This window comes from Alteromonas sp. R7 (assembly GCF_055755235.1).
In genome coordinates this window covers 389,679-410,226 of sequence record NZ_JBVTQX010000002.1, presented here as the reverse complement: position 1 = coordinate 410,226, position 20,548 = coordinate 389,679, and the positions used below count along the sequence as shown (strand labels likewise).

The 20,548-nt window shown below is 45.5% G+C and carries 24 protein-coding genes; 8 read left to right on the top strand and 16 right to left on the bottom strand.

The genetic code is table 11. The features are described 5' to 3' along the window. Nucleotides 1-129: 129 nt before the first annotated feature. Both AC0J2X_RS04605 and AC0J2X_RS04600 read right to left on the bottom strand, forming a co-directional pair. On the bottom strand, nucleotides 130-978 hold the full coding sequence (locus AC0J2X_RS04605; protein ID WP_239245042.1) for a spondin domain-containing protein: 849 nt from the start codon (nucleotides 976-978) through the stop codon (nucleotides 130-132). 12 nt (nucleotides 979-990) lie between these two features. Further along, nucleotides 991-1,806: a spondin domain-containing protein gene (locus AC0J2X_RS04600; protein ID WP_014948336.1), complete on the bottom strand. Its 816-nt coding sequence runs from the start codon at nucleotides 1,804-1,806 to the stop codon at nucleotides 991-993. Between the two features lie 220 nt (nucleotides 1,807-2,026). Here AC0J2X_RS04600 and AC0J2X_RS04595 point away from each other — a divergent pair, with 220 nt between their 5' ends. After that, entirely contained in the window at nucleotides 2,027-2,779 is a 753-nt protein-coding gene (locus AC0J2X_RS04595) for a response regulator transcription factor (protein ID WP_239245044.1), read from the top strand. Nucleotides 2,780-2,830: 51 nt separating this feature from the next. Here AC0J2X_RS04595 and mgtE read toward each other — a convergent pair whose 3' ends face one another. From mgtE to AC0J2X_RS04535, 12 genes are all read right to left on the bottom strand, one after another. Beyond that, entirely contained in the window at nucleotides 2,831-4,189 is a 1,359-nt protein-coding gene (mgtE, locus tag AC0J2X_RS04590) for a magnesium transporter (RefSeq protein ID WP_014948338.1), read from the bottom strand. Nucleotides 4,190-4,363: 174 nt separating this feature from the next. Then, entirely contained in the window at nucleotides 4,364-4,636 is a 273-nt protein-coding gene (locus AC0J2X_RS04585; RefSeq protein ID WP_061439594.1) for an HPr family phosphocarrier protein, read from the bottom strand. After that, entirely contained in the window at nucleotides 4,636-5,481 is an 846-nt protein-coding gene (gene rapZ, locus AC0J2X_RS04580) for an RNase adapter RapZ (RefSeq protein ID WP_014948340.1), read from the bottom strand. Before rapZ ends, AC0J2X_RS04585 begins: the two co-directional genes overlap by 1 nt. A gap of 84 nt (nucleotides 5,482-5,565) precedes the next feature. After that, nucleotides 5,566-6,009: a PTS IIA-like nitrogen regulatory protein PtsN gene (ptsN, locus tag AC0J2X_RS04575; protein WP_014975727.1), complete on the bottom strand. Its 444-nt coding sequence runs from the start codon at nucleotides 6,007-6,009 to the stop codon at nucleotides 5,566-5,568. Nucleotides 6,010-6,022: 13 nt separating this feature from the next. Then, entirely contained in the window at nucleotides 6,023-6,310 is a 288-nt protein-coding gene (gene hpf / locus AC0J2X_RS04570; RefSeq protein ID WP_012517338.1) for a ribosome hibernation promoting factor, read from the bottom strand. A 30-nt stretch (nucleotides 6,311-6,340) separates the two neighbouring features. Then, the gene (locus tag AC0J2X_RS04565; RefSeq protein WP_014948342.1) at nucleotides 6,341-7,822 is read right to left on the bottom strand and encodes an RNA polymerase factor sigma-54; all 1,482 of its coding nucleotides are present in this window, start codon (nucleotides 7,820-7,822) and stop codon (nucleotides 6,341-6,343) included. A 73-nt stretch (nucleotides 7,823-7,895) separates the two neighbouring features. Continuing rightward, nucleotides 7,896-8,621, bottom strand: a complete 726-nt coding sequence (gene lptB, locus AC0J2X_RS04560; protein ID WP_014948343.1) for an LPS export ABC transporter ATP-binding protein — start codon at nucleotides 8,619-8,621, stop codon at nucleotides 7,896-7,898. 2 nt (nucleotides 8,622-8,623) lie between these two features. Then, a complete protein-coding gene (lptA, locus tag AC0J2X_RS04555) occupies nucleotides 8,624-9,178 on the bottom strand; it encodes a lipopolysaccharide transport periplasmic protein LptA (RefSeq protein ID WP_014948344.1) in 555 nt (184 codons plus the stop codon). After that, entirely contained in the window at nucleotides 9,147-9,725 is a 579-nt protein-coding gene (lptC, locus tag AC0J2X_RS04550) for an LPS export ABC transporter periplasmic protein LptC (RefSeq protein ID WP_014948345.1), read from the bottom strand. Before lptC ends, lptA begins: the two co-directional genes overlap by 32 nt. Beyond that, nucleotides 9,722-10,270 carry a 3-deoxy-manno-octulosonate-8-phosphatase KdsC gene (gene kdsC / locus AC0J2X_RS04545; protein ID WP_014948346.1) on the bottom strand — a complete coding sequence of 183 codons (549 nt, stop codon included), beginning with the start codon at nucleotides 10,268-10,270 and terminating at the stop codon, nucleotides 9,722-9,724. The genes lptC and kdsC overlap by 4 nt, the downstream gene beginning before the upstream one ends. Then, nucleotides 10,271-11,251, bottom strand: coding sequence for a KpsF/GutQ family sugar-phosphate isomerase (locus AC0J2X_RS04540; RefSeq protein ID WP_061094262.1), 981 nt, complete (start codon nucleotides 11,249-11,251; stop codon nucleotides 10,271-10,273). A gap of 2 nt (nucleotides 11,252-11,253) precedes the next feature. Beyond that, a complete protein-coding gene (locus tag AC0J2X_RS04535) occupies nucleotides 11,254-12,210 on the bottom strand; it encodes a calcium/sodium antiporter (RefSeq protein WP_014948348.1) in 957 nt (318 codons plus the stop codon). 581 nt (nucleotides 12,211-12,791) lie between these two features. Between AC0J2X_RS04535 and mlaF the strand changes: the two genes are divergently transcribed. The 7 genes from mlaF to murA all read left to right on the top strand — a co-directional run bounded on the left by mlaF (nucleotide 12,792) and on the right by murA (nucleotide 17,499). Continuing rightward, nucleotides 12,792-13,592 (top strand): phospholipid ABC transporter ATP-binding protein MlaF, encoded by an 801-nt coding sequence (gene mlaF, locus AC0J2X_RS04530; protein ID WP_014948349.1) that lies wholly within the window; start codon nucleotides 12,792-12,794, stop codon nucleotides 13,590-13,592. Then, nucleotides 13,589-14,365, top strand: a complete 777-nt coding sequence (gene mlaE / locus AC0J2X_RS04525) for a lipid asymmetry maintenance ABC transporter permease subunit MlaE (RefSeq protein WP_014948350.1) — start codon at nucleotides 13,589-13,591, stop codon at nucleotides 14,363-14,365. Before mlaF ends, mlaE begins: the two co-directional genes overlap by 4 nt. A gap of 9 nt (nucleotides 14,366-14,374) precedes the next feature. Continuing rightward, complete coding sequence (gene mlaD, locus AC0J2X_RS04520) at nucleotides 14,375-14,848, top strand: outer membrane lipid asymmetry maintenance protein MlaD (RefSeq protein WP_014948351.1); 474 nt, start codon at nucleotides 14,375-14,377, stop codon at nucleotides 14,846-14,848. Between the two features lie 118 nt (nucleotides 14,849-14,966). Further along, nucleotides 14,967-15,632, top strand: a complete 666-nt coding sequence (locus tag AC0J2X_RS04515) for an MlaC/ttg2D family ABC transporter substrate-binding protein (RefSeq protein ID WP_014948352.1) — start codon at nucleotides 14,967-14,969, stop codon at nucleotides 15,630-15,632. Further along, nucleotides 15,629-15,937: an STAS domain-containing protein gene (locus AC0J2X_RS04510; RefSeq protein ID WP_014948353.1), complete on the top strand. Its 309-nt coding sequence runs from the start codon at nucleotides 15,629-15,631 to the stop codon at nucleotides 15,935-15,937. The genes AC0J2X_RS04515 and AC0J2X_RS04510 overlap by 4 nt, the downstream gene beginning before the upstream one ends. Nucleotides 15,938-15,966: 29 nt before the next feature. Next, nucleotides 15,967-16,224: a BolA family protein gene (locus AC0J2X_RS04505; RefSeq protein ID WP_012517351.1), complete on the top strand. Its 258-nt coding sequence runs from the start codon at nucleotides 15,967-15,969 to the stop codon at nucleotides 16,222-16,224. A gap of 12 nt (nucleotides 16,225-16,236) precedes the next feature. Then, nucleotides 16,237-17,499 carry a UDP-N-acetylglucosamine 1-carboxyvinyltransferase gene (gene murA, locus AC0J2X_RS04500; RefSeq protein WP_014948355.1) on the top strand — a complete coding sequence of 421 codons (1,263 nt, stop codon included), beginning with the start codon at nucleotides 16,237-16,239 and terminating at the stop codon, nucleotides 17,497-17,499. A gap of 145 nt (nucleotides 17,500-17,644) precedes the next feature. Here the strand turns inward: murA and AC0J2X_RS04495 are convergent, their stop codons facing one another. Both AC0J2X_RS04495 and AC0J2X_RS04490 read right to left on the bottom strand, forming a co-directional pair. After that, entirely contained in the window at nucleotides 17,645-18,715 is a 1,071-nt protein-coding gene (locus AC0J2X_RS04495) for a trypsin-like peptidase domain-containing protein (RefSeq protein ID WP_014948356.1), read from the bottom strand. 419 nt (nucleotides 18,716-19,134) lie between these two features. Next, a complete protein-coding gene (locus AC0J2X_RS04490) occupies nucleotides 19,135-20,496 on the bottom strand; it encodes a DegQ family serine endoprotease (RefSeq protein WP_014948357.1) in 1,362 nt (453 codons plus the stop codon). Nucleotides 20,497-20,548: the final 52 nt, after the last annotated feature.

Here is a 20,548-nt window from a genome sequence, read left to right as displayed (position 1 = left end):
CTCAGCAAAGCCAGCGCTTATCTTTCTTATTCCCGTTAAGTTTTATCTCCGTTTCCCCTTCGCACAAAAGTAAAAACACCCCATTACCTGAGTAATAGGGCGCTTTCAGGTGGTACTGCGTTTGACCATTTAACGGGTTCGGGTTATCACCACGCGGCTCGTTGGGAAATCAAAGCGATGGGCCTCGGTTAGTACCGATGTGGATAGACCCTCACGGCTTGGATCGTCAGCGTTTGCACTAGTGACTACACCTTGGTGAAGTCTTACTGCATCGGCAAGATCATCCCTCACCACATCATAGCCCGCAGCTTCTCCGCCGCCACCCGCTGCACTAGCGGCAGGGCCTGGCATAGTAGCTGCGGTTTCTGTGTTTGCTTCTGTACCCGCATCCCAAGTCACTGTCATGAACGTTTTTATATCACCAACCGCCATGTTGCTTACATTCGCAGCGTTTAAGCCGGTGAATGCGTCGTTGGTGTTGACCAGCATGGTCGTTACCGTAAGGCGCAGGTCGTCAGCATCGAGTTCTGGAACCACTAGAGTTAGTTCTGCGCCCATTGAGCGAGGACCCAATATGCCCCCAGAGTTTTGCGCATCCAAAAAGTCCGTGGAGTCCATGGCTTCAGTAATGACCATAGACGGGTCACCGCCTTCAGCCATTATTTCAATGCCCATGCTGGCTGGCTCGCCTTCATTAAATGAATGGAAGCCTAACTCATGCAATATGACGGCGGCAGGTGCAAAGGGCTGAGAGTAGGTTAAATTGGTAATTTGTACGGTATAAACCGCTGAATTACCATTAATACCGTCTTGTCCGTCCGAACCGTCCTGGCCATCCGTACCATCTTGTCCGTCAGTACCTGCTTCCCCCTGCGGACCCGCTGGTCCTTGAGGGCCTGTATCACCATCGTCGCCGCAGGCAGCAAGAAGCGCTGAAAGCATCAATAATGTACTGAGTTTAATTATTGGATTATTCATCGTATTGGCTCCTTAAGATGCAGGAACAGTAATAACTACACGTGCTACTGGGTTCAACCAACGGTGTACGGTAGAGTCCAGATCACTGGCACCAGCGGCGCTATCAGTATCACCAAGCGCATTGCGGTGGATGTGTACTGGGCCATCTTCACCATCTTCAATTTCGCCATTAACGATTTGTGCACCCACACCCGTGCCACCTGTACCCAAATCAACAATACGAGTGGGAGCGCCGCCACCGGCAACACCCGGTACGCCATATCCACCCAGCGCGTTTCCGGTCCCAGCTTCAACAACATCTGTACGGGCACTATTTAATTCATCATTAAGCTCAGTACCGGCGTCGTATGCATTAAGGTAATAAGTGTAGGTACCCGGCTCGGTTGGAATTTCAATACTGTCCATACCAACAAAAGCGTCGTTAGTAGGTATTAGCATGGAAAGTAGCGAAAGATATGGCTTGTCCATAGTATCGAAGGGATAGCTTAACGTAGCTTTCGGCGCGAGAAGTCCGCCAAAACGGTGCCACGTATTTGAACCATTGTCGGTATCAACAGGGCCGAGTAACGCTTCAAAGTTTGCGCCGCTTGAATCAGCATTTTGTTCGTCGTCAATAACACCAGCTTCAGCTAACCACGCTAAAGCTGACGACGCAGGTTGCCCAACTTCAAAGGCATCGACGGTGTCATCGTGAGCTATGACTAAGCGCGGCGTAAAACTCTGCGCCTGAGTCAGGTTGGTAATTTCAACGTCTAAAGTGACAGCTTGGCTTACTGATACTGCTGCTAGCGACAAAAGCGTTGCGCTAGCAAGTTTAGTGAATTTCATTTTATTGTCCTTATTTATGGCTTAAATCGCATAAAAATTTAGGGCAGTAAAATGTCCAATTCATCACAGAACTTTCACAAAACGCACACAGATTCGTCTCAATAAATAACAGTGCTGTTATAAATTCTGAATTTATATTTTTTAAAAAAATTGTAATCACTGTGAAAGAAAACCACGATCACACTGGTCTTGTTTTTTATTGGCGAATTAGGAGCGAGATATGATCCTTATCATCTACAGTGGAAATAAGTTTCAACAGAACATATCGCAATGCTTAAGTAAGCATAGCTTTCTTTACGACGCAGTCTCTAATTTTCAATCCGCAGAGTCGCTGCTTAAGGCGCAGCATTATTCGCTCGTTATTGTTGAGTCGCATGGAAATATTATCTGTCTTAATCGTATAAAAGGCCTTGTTGATACGAACCCCGAAAGTTGGGTGATGGCAGTGGAAAGTGACGCGATGACAGACGATGTGGCCGACGAAGAGGTAGATGAAGCAAACTACTATGAAGTAGGCGTAGATGATTATCTATCAGGGCCATTTGATGCACGCATGTTTACTGCCCGTATTCGCTCCCATATGCGTAGGAGTATGCCTAGCCAAGCACATTTAAGACCATCTCAAGGTAGTGAAGAGCGCATCGAAATAGGACCCCTTAAAATCGACCAGCGTTTTCATAGCGTAACCCTAAATGGCCAAGTGCTAACGTTAACGGCTAGGGAGTTTGCGCTACTGGATTATTTTTGTCGTCATCCAAACCAAGTTTTTTCTCGCAATCAATTGCTCAGTGAGGTGTGGGGCTATAACCACGAAGGCTACGAGCACACGGTGAATACCCATATAAATCGGTTACGCACTAAGCTTGATAAAATCAACAGTATTGAAAATGGCGGACAGCTAGTAGAAACCGTCTGGGGTGTGGGTTACAAGCTGAACGTCAATGGATATATAGAGAAAGCGCTTATTGCATGAGTGTTGTTTAGCTCACCCATGCCCTATCAGGCATGAGAGTTCAAAATTAACTTAAATTAGAAACAGCGTCGCAGTACCTAAGAAAGCAAAAATACCCACTACATCGGTTATCGTAGTTAAGATAACACTGCCAGCTAGGGCAGGGTCTATCTTAAGACGCTTCATGATCATAGGTAAGGTTGCGCCCGCTAAAGCAGCTGCAATCATGTTTACCATCATGGCAAAGGCAATAATTACGCCCAGCATGTAATCTTGTTTCCATAACGCGATGACAGAGGCAATAAGCACCGCCCAAATGGCACCGTTTAAAAAGCCGATGGATATTTCTTTACTGATAAGCCATCGTGAGTTACTCGCGTTAACATGGCCTAGTGCCATACCGCGAATAACTAGCGTTAGCGTCTGATTACCCGCTACACCGCCCATACTGGGGACAATGGTATTTAATATAGCTAACACAGCCAGTTGGCTGAGCGTTGCTTCAAATAGATCACTCACCATCGCAGCCATTAGCGCCGTCACTAAGTTTACCGCCAGCCACACCGAGCGTCGTTTGGTACTTTGCATAACGGGTGCAAAGGTATCTTCGTCGTCATCAAGACCCGCCATACTCATCATCGAGTGCTCGGCGTCCTCACGAATAATATCAACCACGTCATCAATGGTAATTCGGCCCACTAAGCGATGGTTTTCATCTACAACAGGTGCTGAAAGCCAATTGTATCGCTCGAACAGGCTTGCGACTTCATCGTCTGGCATATTCACAGGAATCGCTTCAGATTCCTCGTCCATAACGTCAGACACTTTATCGTCGGTATCTGCGGTGAGTAAACGGGTAACCGGAACAATACCAACAAGGTTGTCAGTTCGGTTTACCACGTAAAACGTATCCGTATTCTCAGGTAGCTCACCTTTTAAGCGGATATAGCGCAGAACCACGTCAATGGTCACATCTGGACGTAATGTGATGGTGTCGGTGTTCATGATGAAACCAGCGGTTTCCTCACCGTAAGACAGCGCTTGCTCTGCGCGCACGCGATCTTGTGCATCCATCGAATCTAGAATATCGGCCAATACTGGCTCGGGAAGGCTGCTTAGCGTCTCTGCTAAGTCATCGGTATCCATCTCTTCAAGTGCGTCAACCACATTAGCGGGAAGCATTTTTGTAATGATACCGTTTCGAACATCGTCAGACAGTTCTTCTAAAATGTCGCCGTGAAAGTCACCATCAATGAGCTCCCATAATTCGTCACGGGTTCTGCTTGGGCTAGATTCAAGAATGTGGGCGACGTCTGAAGGCGGTAATTCAAGCAGAAGCTTACGTACAGATACGAATTGACCGTTGGTCAACGCAGCGTTGAGTGCGCGTAACTGAGTTTGTACGTATTTAGAAACAAGCGCTTCTGCCATAAGGCGTTATTCCTACAAGCTAAAAGATGAACAATGCAGGCCATAGAGCCTAAGTGGGCGTAGAATATCGCAATTATGATGAGTCTGTCATGATAATTGCGTAGGTTTTGCGCAGGATTTTAAGATAACTGCGCTAAGTGTTGATTAATTGGTCAATGGATTGGGCAAGTAAGACTATTCGTCTTCGTTAAATCTGCCCTCAATAAGCTCTTCAATAGCTGCAAGTGCATCAACAGCATCAATGCCGTCCACAATCACGTCTACCTGTTCACCTTGATGGCTTTCAAGCATCATTAATCCCAATACACTGCTTGCGTCTGCTTCTTTATCGCCTTTTTTTAAGATGATTTTAGCGTCGAATTGATTAGCCAGTTTAACCAGTTGGGTCGCCGCTCTTGCATGCAACCCTAACTTATTGACGATAGTTAGCGTTTTTTGAATAGTCATTACTGATTCAGCTCTCTATGACGAATTTGAACATCAGGGTGTATTTCACTGAAGGTTTTCGACAGGGTCTGTGCGATATAAACCGAACGGTGTTGGCCACCAGTACAGCCAATCGCTACGGTTACGTAACTTCTGTTATTGCGCTCTAAATGAGGCAGCCATGTCGTTATTAAATTCTGAATTTGCCAAATGAACTTGGTCACTACAGGCTGCGACCCCAAAAATACTTCTACTGGTGCATCTAATCCGGTCAGATGTTTAAGGTCGGGCTCCCAGTGGGGGTTAGGTAAAAAGCGGGCATCAAAAACGTAATCCGCATCTTTAGGAATACCGTGCTTAAAGCCAAACGACTCGAACACAAGCACAAGGCGTGAGCTTTTCTTACCCAAGATACGCTCTCGAATTAACTCTGCCAGTTGGTGAATGGTAAGCTTATCAGTGTCTAAATATAAATCTGCGCGTTCTGCAATAGGAGCAAGTAGGGCAGACTCGGCTTTAATGGCTTCTGAAAGCGACTTATTGAGCTTGGCAAGAGGGTGAAGACGACGTGTTTCGCTAAAACGCTTAACCAGTACATCATCGCTCGCGTCAATGTAAACAATGGTCATCGACCACGAAGAAGGCAGGTAGTCTAAAATTTCTACCAAATCGTCAGGATTTTTAGGTAAGTTTCTCACATCGATACTTACCGCAACCTGATCGTACTCGTCAACAACTGTATGGGTTAAGGTGGGAAGTAAGTTTACCGGGATATTATCAACACAGTAATAACCTAAATCTTCCAATGCGCGAAGTGCGACAGACTTACCAGACCCCGAACGACCACTGATTATTATCAGCTTCACCTACTTTCTCCCTAATACTCTGGTTTTATCACATACGCGTTGTTGAATTAGGCGCCTACTAAACGGTTAATAGGCGCTTAATGTTTAACTTAATGCAGATAGAATATCGTCGCTTGTCGTTGCGCGACGTATTGCTTTAATCGTTTCTTTGTCGCTTAGTTTACCAGCCACGGTGGCCAGCGTTTGAAGGTGTCCTTCGGTCTGTTCCTCGGGAACGAGTAGCGCAAAAAAGATGTCTACGGGTTTCTCGTCAAGGGCGTCGAAGTCGATTGCTGGCGTGCTGGTTACAACAATGGCGATCACTTTTTCAAGGCCCGGCAGGCGTCCGTGGGGCAAGGCGATACCATTACCAATGCCTGTACTACCCATACGCTCTCGAGCCATCAAACTGTTGAGTACCGTTGCCTGATCAATGTTCTCGTTTTGCTTGGCAGCGATATCAGCGATGATCTCAAGAATTCGCTTTTTACTATTACACTGAACCGCACACTCGGTGCGGTCCAGACTTACGATGGCTTGTATATCCATGCTTAATTAACTACTAATGTTTTTTCAGTTTTTCCTTATGCTTGATTACCTGCCGGTCGAGTTTATCAACCATGCTGTCAATCGCCGCATACATGTCGGTATTTTCTGAGGATGCGAATACTTCAGCGCCACTTAAATGAACGGTCGCTTCGGCTTTTTGATTTAATTTTTCAACGTTCAGGATGACATGCACATTAGAAATGTGATCAAAGTGACGTTCAAGTTTGCTGAACTTCGTATCGACATAATTACGCAAAGAGTCGGTGATTTCGACATGATGACCAGTAAGGTTGATTTGCATATTTCGTCTTCCTTATATTATTAAGCCCGATTAAATAAGGCTTTTGCGTTGGTTCGACGGCGGGATCGACAACGATTCCCGGTACTTTGCTATTGTTCGCCGGGCAACTTTAATGCCTTGTTCGGCCAACAATGAAGCAATCTTGCTATCACTTAGCGGCTTGCTAGGCTTTTCAGCGGCCACTAATTTCTTGATCAATGCACGAATCGCTGTAGATGAACATTCACCACCAGACTCTGTTGCAACGTGGCTTGAGAAGAAATACTTCAATTCGAAGATTCCACGTGGCGTATGCATGTACTTTTGCGTTGTCACTCGCGAAATAGTGGATTCGTGCATATCTACCATTTCTGCGACATCATTTAGCACCATTGGTTTCATCATTTCCGGACCGTGCTCAAAAAAGCCCATTTGCTGCTGCACAATGCAGTTTGCAACCTTCATTAAGGTTTCGTTACGAGATTCAAGGCTCTTTATGAACCACTTAGCCTCTTGCATGTGTGAGCGGATGAATTGTGAATCGCTACTATTCTTGGCACGGCGACTCATTGCAGCGTATTGTTGATTTACGCTTAACTTAGGCAGACTGTCGGGGTTCAGCTCAACCACCCAACGGCCATTTTTCTTGGTTACTGAGACATCAGGAATAACGTACTCAGGCTCTTTAGTAACTAAAGCACTACCTGGGCGAGGATTCAAGGTTTGCAGTAAACGCATTGCCTCGCGTAGCTGATCTTCTTTCAATCGGCTTTTACGCATAAGCGTACGATAGTCTTTGCTGCTCAGTAAGTCAGAGTACTCTTCAATCAGTTGCTTGGCTTCAGCAAGCCACGGTGTGTCTTCTGAAAACTGGCGCAATTGCACCATCAAACATTCTTGTGGAGAGCGTGAGCCAGAACCAATAGGGTCGAACATCTGAATGCGCTTAAGCACACATTCTATTTCGTCCATTTCAATCGGCTCTTCCATATCATCATCGTTAACCGCTTCTAAAATATCATCAAGGGTAACGGTTAAATAACCTGACTCGTCAATAGAGTCGATGATTGCTGTAGCGATTGCGCGATCGGTATCCGAGAAGTGGGTAAGGCGCATTTGCCAAAGAAGGTGCTCTTGAATATCTTCAGTAGTCTCACCTTGGAAGATTTGCTCGTCGTCATTGGATGGACCCGGAGCTGGCGAAGATGAAGCAGAGTAGTATTCGTCCCATGTGCTGTCGATTGGCAGCTCATCGGGAAGATCGTTTTTCTCAAGTGCATCGCCGGCTTCTAGTGTGTCACTAGATGCAGAAGCAGTGGCCTCAGAGCCGCTGTCATCGTTGTCGATATTGTTCTTTTCTAGTTGCGGCTCGTCGTTACCTTCTTCAACTTCTAATAGCGGATTAGAATCGAGCGCTTCTTGGATCTCTTGTTGAAGATCAAGTGTAGAAAGCTGCAGCAGTTTAATGGCCTGCTGAAGCTGTGGTGTCATGGTAAGTTGTTGGCTAAATTTTAGCTGTAAAGATGGTTTCATCTACGTCTTATTTAAATGCTCTAAATTGAATATACCAGAGCGAAACTGAAAAATGGCAATTCGGTTACATTAACTATAGCCTGAATTGTTCGCCTAGGTATACATCCCTTACTTTTTGATTACTTAAAACCTGTTCCGCCGTTCCTTGCGCAATAAGCTCGCCATGACTCACAATGTACGCCTTTTCACAAACATCCAATGTCTCTCGTACGTTATGGTCTGTGATAAGGATTCCAATACCCCTATCGCGAAGATGTTGTATTATCTTCTTTATATCATTAACTGATATTGGATCAACACCAGCAAATGGTTCGTCTAACAAAATAAATTGCGGTTTTGCTGCCAGAGCGCGGGCAATCTCAACGCGACGGCGTTCGCCCCCTGACAAACTCATTCCCGTACTATTACGTATATGGTTAATATTAAATTCATCAAGTAGCGCATCAGCTTCTTCTTCTTGCTGTTGTGAATTTAAATCTTTACGGGTTTGCAAAATGGCCATGATATTTTCATGCACTGTGAGCTTTCTGAAAATAGAGGCTTCCTGCGGTAGGTAGCCAATTCCGCGGCGTGCGCGCTCGTGCATGGGCTGATGAGTTAGCTCATTGTCGTCGATTTCAATCTTGCCTTTATCCAGATTCACTAAACCAACAATCATGTAGAATGTGGTGGTCTTACCAGCGCCATTTGGGCCAAGAAGACCAACAATTTGACCCGTTGAGACAGACAGACTTACATCTCGAACAACCTGTCTTGACTTGTAAGCCTTAGCAAGATTTTTAGCGCTCAAAGTTGCCATTGCTATTCATTGCCCTCGTTGTCTTTTTTGTCTTTCTTAGACGAAGTTTTGCGAATGGTCTCAGGTGTGAATACTGTGGTCACTCGACCCTCACCATCCTTACCTGCGCCGCCAGTCGCTAGCAATTGCTCGGTAATCATATCGAACGTGATGTTGTCACCCTGTACTTTACTGGTGTCTTGTTTCAACTCTGCGTTTCCAGCAAGAGAAATCGTTCGGTTCACCACTTCATAGCGTATTTCATTAGCTTTTGCCGAAACTGGCGTGCCGTCTTCCAATTGCTGGGAATAGCTTGCAGGCTTTCCTCTAGCAATAAATATTTCACGACCACCACCGTCAGTGGCAATTACTTCCACTTCGTCAGCTTCAATAACCAAAGAGCCTTGAGTTATGAGTACGTCGTCTTTGTACAACGCGGTTTTATTTTTACCGTCGATAAACTGGGTGTTCGAGCCTATTTTTATGGGCTGCGAAAAATCATCTTCACTGGCGTGTACCGCACCGCTAGCGATGGCAAGCAATAAACTAGTTGCTAGGGGAATAAGTGGTTTGTACATGATCTAAAAGCTCGTATTCTTGTGTGCGTAAATTCGCGTTAAACCCATTACTTAAAATGACATATTGGGTGCCCAGTATTTCAACGGGTTGGTCAGATGTCATTTGCTTGGTTTCTAAATTAATTTGAATGTACTCGGTCGATATACTTCTGACAAAGTCATCGCCAGTTTGGTTCTCAATATTAACTTGGTTTTCCAGCTGGATTAGCTCGTTATTGTATAGTGTACCTTCATCAGCGGTTACCACCCATGGTGATGACGCGTTTTCTGTATAAAGGGTGTATTTAGGTTGCTGAAACAATACAAAGCCAAGCTGGTCGTAATGCTCCATCGACTCTGCAAATACTTTGTGATTTAACTCACCGTCTTGATTGTACAGCGTAGTGGTTAGATTTTTTGCTTTGTAGGCGGGCTTTAGCGCATCGTTTTCACGATTCCCCTGCGTTTCAGGCTGCTCTTCCATCCACGTAGGGATGTACATCAGCATCGCCAGAATAAATAGCGCCGATATACTTAATCCTAAGCGATTAAAGCCAAACAGGCTCATACACTAGCTCCAAAAATCTCATTTGCTACCCCTTTGGCCTGCAAAATGGTATCCGATATTTCTCGGACCGCGCCAAACCCTCCGGGAAGGGTCGTAATCCAGTTTGCTTGTTTTGCTACGTAAGGATGGGCATCGGCAACCGCAATTTTAACCGCAACGTGCTTGTACATACCCGTATCTGGCATGTCATCACCTACCGCAGCCACTTCGTCAGTGTTTAACTCAAGGTGCTTCATCAGGTCGCTAAGCGCGTCTGCTTTATTCTCTTCGCCTTGAATTATATGTGCAACATTCAGTGCCTTCATTCTATTTTCAACAATGGCAGAGCGACGTCCAGTAATAACCGCGACATTCACTCCATTGCTCACTAGCGCTTTTACACCATATCCATCACGGGTATGGAATGCTTTAAGTTCTTCACCGTCGTTACCTAAGTAAATTCGACCATCTGAGAACACACCATCAACGTCGCATACCAGCAACTTTATCTTGGCTAGTTTTGCGAAAAGCGAGTCATTTATTTCCGTGTATAAGGTGGTTGTCATTTAAAGCACTCCTGCTTTTAATAGCATATGCATGTTAAAGGCCCCAACAGGTTTGCGCTTATCGTCAGTAACCATTAACGCACTAATTTTATGGGTTTCCATCAAATTCAGGGCTTCTACAGCCAGCTGACCTGCGGTGGTAGTCTTGCCGCCTTTAGTCATTACTTCTTCTACTGTCGCACTGTGTACGTCTACGCGGGCATCGAGAATTCGTCGTAGGTCGCCATCCGTAAAGACGCCTGTCAGCGTACCGTCTGCCGCTATCACGCCTGTCATACCCAGTCCCTTTTTAGATATTTCCAGCAGTGCGTCAGCAACAGAAGCACTGGCATGGACAAGGGGGATATCACTGCCGCTTTGCATTATATCGCTAACTTTAAGCAGAAGTTTTCTGCCTAAACTACCGCCTGGGTGCGAAAGCGCAAAGTCATCTGAGGTGAAACCTTTTTGGTCGAGCAGTGCTACCGCAAGCGCATCACCCATAACCAGTGTGGCGGTTGTGCTTGACGTAGGAGCAAGACCTAGCGAACACGCTTCTTTTTCAACGCTGATATCAAGTACGACATCTGCGTGTTGCCCTAATGAACTGGAAGCACTGTTGGTCATGGCGACCACCTGTATGCCTAAGCGCTTAACTACGGGCAATAAGTTAACGAGCTCGTTAGTCTCGCCAGAATTAGAGATGGCGAGTAAGACATCGCCTTTGCTTAGCATGCCCAAGTCGCCATGGTTGGCTTCACCAGGGTGCATGAAAAATGCAGGAGTACCTGTACTGGCAAGCGTAGCGGCAATTTTATTTCCGATATGCCCAGACTTTCCCATACCACTCACGACAACTTTACCCTTGCAGGCAAAGAGAATATTACAGGCAGCGATAAATTCATTGTTTAAGCGCTCTGCCAGATTAGCAATAGCCTGTGTTTCAATTTCAATAACGCGCTTCGCTGAGTCGATATAGTTCATCTGAGTTTGTGTATTCATGATTATCCGAATAGCCAGAATTGATAGCCGATAAAGCAAGCCAGAAGTATGAATCCATTTGTTCTTGATATTGTACGTTTGCCGATTAAATCGAAGCTGAACAAGAACAATAATAATGTTAAACCAAGCATTACGTACATATCTCGGTTGTAAACGTCAGGGTCCAGGATACCAGGCGCGATTAACCCGGGCATGCCAAGTACGGCAAGCAGGTTGAAGATATTTGAGCCGATGATATTACCCAGTGCTAAATCGTCTTCACCTTTAAGTACACCCGCAACACTTGCTGCTAGCTCAGGTAGACTTGTACCAAACGCAATAATCGTTAGTCCGATAACCAAATCCGAAATGCCCATGTATCTGGCAATTTCTACTGCTGAGTTCACCAAAAAGTGAGCACTTAATGGAAGTATTACAAGGCCTACACCAATCCAAATGAGAGCTGACGTATTTGAAACGCCTTTGGGGATTTCATCTGCGGTTTCCGCAACCAGAGGGTCTTCTTTATCTACCTGTAGCGACAACCACGCCATCATTGCCAGTACGAAAATGAACAGGCCTAGTAGGATAATGCCTTCATAAGACTTAAGTTCACCGTCAAACATAAAGCCAATGGCAATCAATGAGATGATAAGGAGTGCTGGAAGTTCGCGCTTTAACGTTGTTGATGAAACAAGCAATGGTTTCACTAGCGCGGTTATACCTAAAACTAGCGCGATGTTCGTGATGTTAGAACCTAGCGCGTTACCCACGGCGGTGTTCATATTGCCATTTGCGGAGGCTATGGCGGAAACCACAATTTCAGGTGCCGAAGATCCCATAGCGACAATCGTTAGTCCGATCATCATTGGAGAAATGCCGATGTTTTTTGCTAATGCTGAGGCGCCATATACAAACCGGTCAGCGCTCCAACTCAGTACAATCAGCCCAACAAGAAAAATGACAATGTTTAAAAGCACAACAACCTGTAATAGAAAGTATTTCGCTAGATTGTCGCAAAAAGAGTGCCATTTGCCTATGCTCGCAGCGTTTTATTTTCGCCAAATACTGTCAATTGACGTAAATTTCCGCTGAATACGCAAATTAGGTCGCACTTACACACACAAGACTTCATATTCAGTTTCAGTTAAGAAACAACAAAATAGGATGGAGTCAATGTTAAGCGTAAAGATTGCTAGGGAAGGTTAGGCACTTAAACGTGAGATACCTAACATTCGTCTTAATCGAACATAACTTGTAACTTTTTGACTTTGGCGAGGGGCTTGAAAAAGCGTACAATGCCCTTAAATTACACCGCCCAGACAAGGTGTTCTAAGCAATGTCTGGCGATATAAATTCAAAAAAGTACACTGGAGAGTAAACTTTTTTGATTTTATGCGCTCATAAAGTAAACTGTGCAGTAAACCTTAAGAGTGGATCAAGTGAAGGCACAGAAATTGAATACTCACTTACTCTTATAATTTTAAAATTTTCTAAGTGGATTGAACGCGTTATTTTATAAGGTCTCAATCCAACGTCAGGGGTCGACATTTAAGTAACTATGGATCATTTAGTTGAAGTAGATAACCTTACCTTTAAGCGCGCTGATCGCATCATTTATGATGGGATATCGCTAAAGGTACCCAAAGGCAAAATTACTGCGGTAATGGGGCCAAGTGGTATAGGTAAAACCACGCTGCTGCGCCTTATTGGCGGGCAGTTAACGCCAGATGAAGGTGACGTTAGATTCGACGGCGATTCGATTGTTTCTATGTCGAGAAAAACGCTATATGAGACACGTCGTAGAATGAGCATGCTTTTTCAAAGTGGTGCGCTTTTTACCGATATGAGTGTGTTCGATAACGTGGCGTTTCCACTTCGCGAACATACAAAACTTTCTGAAGACGTTATTGCGACAATTGTCGCTTTAAAGCTACAGGCAGTAGGATTGCGCGGTGCAGCTCAGTTAATGCCTAGTGAATTATCTGGTGGTATGGCGCGCAGGGCTGCTTTGGCTAGGGCGATTGCACTAGATCCAGATTTAATCATGTACGACGAACCCTTTGCAGGACAAGATCCTATATCAATGGGTGTGCTGGTTAAGCTTATTCGTGAATTAAACGACGCACTTAATCTAACCAGTATTGTGGTGACTCACGATGTCACTGAAGTACTGACCATTGCCGATTATATTTATATCTTAGCTGACAAGCGGGTTATCGGTGAAGGAACGGCGCAGCAAATCAAAGAAAGTGACTCTGAATTAGTCCAGCAGTTCTTGAAAGGAAAAGCAGATGGTCCGGTACCATTTCATTATCCTGCACCTGATTTGAAAGCAAGCTTCTTGGGGGCAGATAAATGAAGTTCTTCCAATCAATAGGCGCTAAAACGATAGGGAAGGTCACTGCGGTTGGTCGAGCAGCTCTTATGTTGTTTGGTGCATTAATCGCTGTCCCTAGGCTTAAAAATGTACCGTTGGTGATTAAGCAATTGTATGTAGTGGGCGTTCAGTCGCTGCTAATTATTATGGTGTCGGGGTTATTCATCGGCATGGTAATGGCGCTACAAGGCTACACCATTTTGGTTGATTATGGCGCAGAAGGTAGCTTAGGCCCCATGGTCGCACTTTCATTGTTAAGAGAGCTTGGTCCGGTTGTGACCGCATTGCTTTTTGCTGGGCGAGCTGGCTCAGCCTTAACAGCTGAAATAGGCTTAATGAAAGCCACGGAGCAACTGAGTAGTTTAGAGATGATGGCGGTAGACCCGCTACGACGTATCGTCGCTCCGCGTTTTTGGGCGGGAATGTTAGCGATGCCTATGCTTGCCATTATTTTCAGTGCCATTGGTATTTTAGGCGGCCACTTAGTGGGTGTTGATTGGCTAGGCGTTGATGCAGGCAGCTACTGGTCAATTATGCAATCGACAGTAGATTGGAACCAGGATGTCATAAACGGCGTAATAAAAAGCCTCGTGTTTGCCTTGGTTGTAACGTGGATTGCCATATTTAAAGGTTACGATTCTATTCCAACATCGGAAGGGATCAGCAAAGCGACTACCGAAACGGTGGTCTATTCATCATTAGCAGTATTAGGGCTGGACTTCGTGCTAACCGCCCTTATGTTTGGTATCGAGTAGGGGATTGGAATGAGTAAGTATAAAACGGAAGTAATGGTTGGTGTGTTTGTCATGCTTACAATCGGTGCGTTGTTGTTATTGGCACTGAAAGTAGCAAACCAAACGGTAGCCACCGAAGGCGATACCTACACGTTATACGCAAAATTCGACAATATTGGCGGCTTAAAGCCGAGATCGGCAGTAAAGGTTGGTGGGGTAACGGTTGGCCGTGTGTCATCGATTACGCTAGACCAAGAAGATTTTACGCCAGTGGTTGAGCTGTCAATTTTAAATGAATACAACGGCTTTCCAGAAACCAGCTCTGTGTCTATTTTGACCTCGGGTTTGCTAGGCGAACAGTATGTTGGCTTCCAACCTGGCTTCTCTTTCGACGGTGTCGCTAATTTACAGAATGGCGATTACCTTCAGGATACTAAGTCAGCTTTGGTTCTTGAAGATCTCATTGGTCAGTTCTTATTTAATCGCGGAAGCGACGAAGACTAATCGCAGTATTACGGCCAGACGTATATTACCAGGTCGTTAAATTATTCCAGCGGCGTGATGAAACTTATTGGATTGCCATCAGGTCTGCTAAATAGAGTTTTAAGTTAGGAGAGTAATTTTGAAAAAGTTTATGGTAGCACTTGGCATCTTCATGATGTCTGTAGCGGGCATAGCGAATGCACAAGAAGTTAATGAACAAAACCCGTACGAATTGGTTCAAGACGTAGCAAACCGCACGTTTGAGCGCATCAAAGCGAACCAAGCAGCGATCAAAGCTGATCCTGAAATGCTACGCACTATTATGGAAGAAGAATTAGTACCTCATATCGACTACAAATTCGCTGCTTTTATGGTACTAGGTAAACACTTTAAGTCAGTACCTCAAGAGAAGATGGGCGAGTACATCAGCGTATTTCGTCAATATTTGGTAACAACCTACGCTGTGGCAATGGGCTACTACGACAACCAAGAAGTCATCTTTGAGCCTGAATCATCTTTTGATGATAAAAAATCAGTAACAGTGCGTGCAGTGGTTCAAGATCCAAACCGCCCTGAAATCAAAATTGCTTTTAAAGTTCGTAAAGATAGTAAAACGAACGAGTGGAAAGCCTACGATATGGTTGCTGAAGGCATCAGCATGCTAAACAGCAAGCGTAGCGAATTTGAATCAATCCTTCGTCAAGACGGTATCGATGCAGTTATCGCACTAATGCGCGACAAAATTGGTAAGCCAGTTGAGCTTAAGCAAGGCGAGCCAATCGAAATCGAAGGAGAGGCTGAGTGAGCCTATTCGAGGTAAACGACAAAGGCAATGTAGTGGTTCACGGTCATCTTGACCGTGAAACGCTGTCGAAGAATTTCTGGGATAGTTTGGACGGAAATGAGCGTAGTACCTTGATTAACAATAAAAGATGTCTTGTTGATTTAAGTGATGTTGAGCGCGCAGACAGTGCAGGTTTGGCTTGGCTTATTAATGCCGTTAGGGATGCAAAGCAAAATGGTGTTAGCATGAGCCTATATAAAATGCCTGAGAAGCTACGTAAGCTTGCTAAAATAAGCGACGCAGATAGCTTTTTACCCGTAGAATAAACACCCGTTAGCGAATTAAGAAGTAAGTTATGGAATTGTCTGAAATTGAAAAAATCTTGAAAGATGCGTTAGACCTTCACGAAGTCCATGTAAAGGGCGAAGGTTCGCATTTTAATATTATTGCGGTAAGCGATGCTTTTAACGAAATGAGCCGTGTGAAGCGCCAGCAAGCGGTATATGCGCCTTTGGCTGATAAAATTGCAGACGGCAGCATGCATGCAATTACCATCAAGACGTTTTCAGTAAAAGACTGGGAGCGTGAGCGCCAGTTTAATATTCCTCAATAATAGGCGTAGCACGTGGATAAACTCGTAATTAAAAAGGGCCCTGCGCTCAACGGTACCGTGCGCATCTCTGGCGCTAAAAACGCGGCCTTGCCATTGTTGATGACAAGCTTGCTGACCGACTCTCCTTGTCGTTACACCAACGTTCCTCGTCTTCGTGACATCAATACTACGACGGCACTTTTGCGTGAATTAGGTGTTGAAGTCGCACTACCCGCACCTAACGATATCGTTATCGATGCGAGTACGCTACAAAGCGTTACAGCGTCCTATGAGTTAGTACGTACTATGCGTGCGTCTATCTTGGTACTTGGCCCACTGTTAGCTAAGCAAGGTAAAGCGAATGTCTCTTTGCCCGGTGGCTGTGCTATAGGTGCGCGCCCGGTAAATCTTCATTTAACTGGCCTTGAAAAGATGGGCGCGAAGATTGAAGTAGACGAAGGCTATATTCGAGCCGAAGTCGATGGGCGTCTGAAAGGTGCGCGTATTTTCATGGATATGGTAAGCGTGGGTGCCACTGAAAACCTACTGATGGCAGCGGCGCTGGCTGACGGAACAACCATTCTTGAAAACGCGGCACGCGAGCCCGAAATCGTGGATTTAGCAAACTGTCTTATTCAGATGGGCGCGAAAATTAGCGGTGCAGGAAGCGATAAAATAACCATTGAGGGCGTGGAAACCTTAAACGGTTGTGATTATGCAGTGCTGCCTGACCGTATAGAAACCGGTACTTTCTTGGTAGCGGCCGCTGTGACAGGTGGGAAAATACGCTGTACTCATGCGGCGCCAGATACATTAGATGCGGTGCTAGATAAGCTAGAGCAGGCCGGAGCTAAAATCACCACTGGTGATGACTGGATAGAGCTAGACATGGAAGGGCGCAAACCACAGGCTGTGCGAGTTAAAACCGCACCACACCCAGCATTCCCTACGGATATGCAGGCGCAGTTTGTTACCTTGAACTGTGTTGCCGAAGGCACGGGCGTAATTACAGAAACCATATTTGAAAACCGCTTTATGCACGTGCCAGAGTTACAACGTATGGGCGCAGAAATCGCGTTAGAAGCGAACTCAGCAGTGTCTAAAGGCAGCTCAAGCCTTAAAGGAGCTCCGGTAATGGCTACTGACCTGCGCGCGTCGGCAAGCTTGGTGATAGCTGGGCTCATCGCAGAAGGTGAGACTCACGTGAATCGCATTTATCACTTAGACCGTGGTTATGAAGCCATTGAAGAGAAGCTGGGTGGCTTGGGTGCCATCATTGAAAGAGTGAAAGAATAACTCAAGGTTTCGCACTTCTACGAAAAAGCGCCAGATAGAATATCTATCTGGCGCTTTTTTTGTGTCTATTATCTATGCGGGCTGGTATTAAATCTTCACGTTTAAAACTCGGGAAGCCGAACTAATCTGCCAGCCCCAACAATACTTATTGACCAGCGCGAAGCTCTGCGACCGTTGCCGTAAGAGTAATCGAACGCCCGTCGCGGCTGAGCTCAATTTCAAGTTCAGTACCGGGCTCTGTTTCGGCAATCATGTCCAACGTTTTTGATGCGCTTTCTAAACGTACGCCGTCTATGGCTACAATGATGTCGCCAGGGCGGATACCCGCGATGTCGGCAGGGCTGCCTTTAGCTACTGCTGAAACGTCTATGCCTGGTCGGTTGCGGTTTTCACCGCCAACAAAACCAAGCTGCCCGCGAACAACACGTCCATTGCTGATAATTTCATCCATGACTCGCTTAGCTAATTCGTAAGGCACGGCAAAGTTAATGCCGTCTACATTGCGAGCGCGATTATTTGAATCTAGCACTTGGAAGTTGGCGTTAGTGATACCCAGCAAAATACCATTGCTATCTACCAGTGCGCCACCAGAGTTACCTTGGTTCAAAACTGCGTCGGTTTGAATGAAATCAACATAATTAGATAGACCATTTCGTCCGGCTCTGCTTACTATGCCTTGAGTAATGGTTTGTCCCAGATCGAAAGGATTACCAATCGCCATCACCACATCACCCACATGGGTGTCAGGTTCTGACACCTGAGGAATAATGTGCAGGTTATCAGCGGTGACTTTTAACACGGCAAGGTCGGTCAGTGGGTCGGTGCCCACAATTTGCGCTTCCAAAATACGTCCATCTTGAACCGCTACGTAAATGCTATCTGCATCTGCAACTACGTGGTGACAGGTAAGCAAATAGCCATTTTCTGTCATGATAACGCCAGAACCCAAATTGGTGCGCCCACGAGATTGATTTCTGAATAGGCCTGAACCGTTCTCAATACTGACGCTGTAGATATTGACTACTGCAGGCGCAGAGCGACTTAGAGCAGTAAAATAGCTTTCGCGACTAGCGCTTACTGAGGGGGAGTTAAAGAACCCTTGAGCAAGGCCTTTGCCTTGACGTAGATCGGGTAGGAAAACTAACAGTAATGCAGCAACAGCTACGCCAAGAAATACAGATTTTAGTAAGAAGTTAAAAATTGAGCGGCCAGTCACAAATCACACTTTTTGTTATCTGTCGCACTTAATTAATACGTGCCGTTAACTCAGCACTACTTCACAATCTTAAAGCGCAACATTCTTAAATTATCATCTTACGGCAAAGGATATCACTTTATTTAATAAACTACCGTAATGAAACGCAAATTTTGTGCAACTCAATTTGCACTAGCATGTACTTCAAAACCTTTCATGCTGTTCATACAGCCTTATTTACGTGGACATAGGTGTAGCTCGAGAATGCGGCTTATCAGAGGAGTCCGAAAAGAAGCCCCGTTAGGAAGCTAGGAGCACACTGTTTTCAACGGTTATCATTTGAAAACAAAAACGGCGCTTATAAAGCGCCGTTTTTATGCTAACCCTCAGCTTGGACACCAACGCGTCTGAGCGGAGGATGTAATTGAAGAGCTACATTGCTACTGTCTGATTACCAAATAAAGCGTAGAGTTTCCACGTTTTACATTGAGTGCGATAACGCCTTTGGCTTCGTCTAGTGCATTTCTAAACTCTGCAACCGTGGACGTACGTACGCGGTTAACGCCAATTATCACATCATCAGATTGAAGGCCAATTCTCGCCGCAGGCGCACCACGCTCGATATCAGAAACCACTACACCAGCATTACCAGCATCGTCAGTGCCGTTAGACAGGGTTGCTCCTTCTAGGGCTGGGTGAATTTGAGCAGCCGTCACTGTCGTGTCTGTAGCGTCATCTAATACAACATCTACATTCATTTTCTTACCTTTGCGCATAACGGTGAGCTCAACTTCAGCGCCCGCGCCCATACTCGCAATTTTTGCGCGCAGTTCTTGGAAGCTATGAAGTTTACGACCATTAATGGCAGTAATAATATCACCGGCTTGCAGACCACCTTTTTCAGCGGCAGAGTCTGGCTGCACTTCGCTCACGAACGCACCAATGTTCACTTCCGCATTCATGGCTTCGGCAAGGCCCGCGTCAATATCGCTACCTAAAATGCCTAGAAGGCCACGGCGAACTTCTCCAAATTCTGCAATTTGATCAATTAGGCTTTTCATCATATTGGCAGGAATAGCAAAACCAATACCGACGTTACCGCCGTTAGGACCAAAAATAGCGGTGTTGATACCAACCAGTTCACCGTGAAGGTTAACTAACGCACCGCCTGAGTTACCGCGGTTAATTGCTGCGTCGGTTTGAATAAAGTCTTCATAACCACCAATGTTTAAACCTGAGCGACCTAAAGCACTAACGATACCTGAGGTAACGGTTTGTGATAGACCGAATGGGTTGCCAATGGCTACTACGAAATCACCAACGCGCAGCGCGTCAGAATCGGCAAGCGGTAACGCTTTTAAATCATCAGGTTCAATTTTAAGTAGCGCGATATCGCTTTGCTCATCTGAACCTAGCTTTTTCGCCTTAAACTCGCGACCGTCAGTTAACTTAACAGTGATTTCATCTGCATTATCAACAACGTGGTTGTTGGTAACGACATAACCTTTATCGGCATCTATGATGACACCAGAACCAAGACCTCGGAAAGGGCGCTCTTGAACCTGTTCTTGCGGGGCGCCGAAGAAGTAGCGAAACATCTCGGGTACACGCTGCGTAGAGGTTTGTGTTCCTTCTACCGCAATGCTCACTACCGCTGGGGTAGCTTCTTCTAGCATAGGGGCTAAAGAGGGAACTTCATCTTTCTTATCAGAAAAGAACGGTAACGCCGCCTGTGTGCTAGCAGTAAAGCCCAATGAACTTACAACAACGGCAGACGCCAATAGACAATGGCGGAAAGACATTTTCATGTTCGCTTACACTCCTTCATGTTATATGCGACATAGCATGGTTTCA

What these genes read in the sequence shown, in the direction of transcription:
- AC0J2X_RS04605 (WP_239245042.1), bottom strand. Translation starts at nt 978, where the DNA reads ATGAATAATCCAATAATTAAACTCAGTACATTATTGATGCTTTCAGCG.
- AC0J2X_RS04600 (WP_014948336.1), bottom strand. Translation starts at nt 1,806, where the DNA reads ATGAAATTCACTAAACTTGCTAGCGCAACGCTTTTGTCGCTAGCAGCA.
- AC0J2X_RS04595 (WP_239245044.1), top strand. Translation starts at nt 2,027, where the DNA reads ATGATCCTTATCATCTACAGTGGAAATAAGTTTCAACAGAACATATCG.
- mgtE (WP_014948338.1), bottom strand. Translation starts at nt 4,189, where the DNA reads ATGGCAGAAGCGCTTGTTTCTAAATACGTACAAACTCAGTTACGCGCA.
- AC0J2X_RS04585 (WP_061439594.1), bottom strand. Translation starts at nt 4,636, where the DNA reads ATGACTATTCAAAAAACGCTAACTATCGTCAATAAGTTAGGGTTGCAT.
- ptsN (WP_014975727.1), bottom strand. Translation starts at nt 6,009, where the DNA reads ATGGATATACAAGCCATCGTAAGTCTGGACCGCACCGAGTGTGCGGTT.
- hpf (WP_012517338.1), bottom strand. Translation starts at nt 6,310, where the DNA reads ATGCAAATCAACCTTACTGGTCATCATGTCGAAATCACCGACTCTTTG.
- AC0J2X_RS04565 (WP_014948342.1), bottom strand. Translation starts at nt 7,822, where the DNA reads ATGAAACCATCTTTACAGCTAAAATTTAGCCAACAACTTACCATGACA.
- lptB (WP_014948343.1), bottom strand. Translation starts at nt 8,621, where the DNA reads ATGGCAACTTTGAGCGCTAAAAATCTTGCTAAGGCTTACAAGTCAAGA.
- lptA (WP_014948344.1), bottom strand. Translation starts at nt 9,178, where the DNA reads ATGTACAAACCACTTATTCCCCTAGCAACTAGTTTATTGCTTGCCATC.
- lptC (WP_014948345.1), bottom strand. Translation starts at nt 9,725, where the DNA reads ATGAGCCTGTTTGGCTTTAATCGCTTAGGATTAAGTATATCGGCGCTA.
- kdsC (WP_014948346.1), bottom strand. Translation starts at nt 10,270, where the DNA reads ATGACAACCACCTTATACACGGAAATAAATGACTCGCTTTTCGCAAAA.
- AC0J2X_RS04540 (WP_061094262.1), bottom strand. Translation starts at nt 11,251, where the DNA reads ATGAATACACAAACTCAGATGAACTATATCGACTCAGCGAAGCGCGTT.
- mlaF (WP_014948349.1), top strand. Translation starts at nt 12,792, where the DNA reads ATGGATCATTTAGTTGAAGTAGATAACCTTACCTTTAAGCGCGCTGAT.
- mlaE (WP_014948350.1), top strand. Translation starts at nt 13,589, where the DNA reads ATGAAGTTCTTCCAATCAATAGGCGCTAAAACGATAGGGAAGGTCACT.
- mlaD (WP_014948351.1), top strand. Translation starts at nt 14,375, where the DNA reads ATGAGTAAGTATAAAACGGAAGTAATGGTTGGTGTGTTTGTCATGCTT.
- AC0J2X_RS04505 (WP_012517351.1), top strand. Translation starts at nt 15,967, where the DNA reads ATGGAATTGTCTGAAATTGAAAAAATCTTGAAAGATGCGTTAGACCTT.
- AC0J2X_RS04490 (WP_014948357.1), bottom strand. Translation starts at nt 20,496, where the DNA reads ATGTCTTTCCGCCATTGTCTATTGGCGTCTGCCGTTGTTGTAAGTTCA.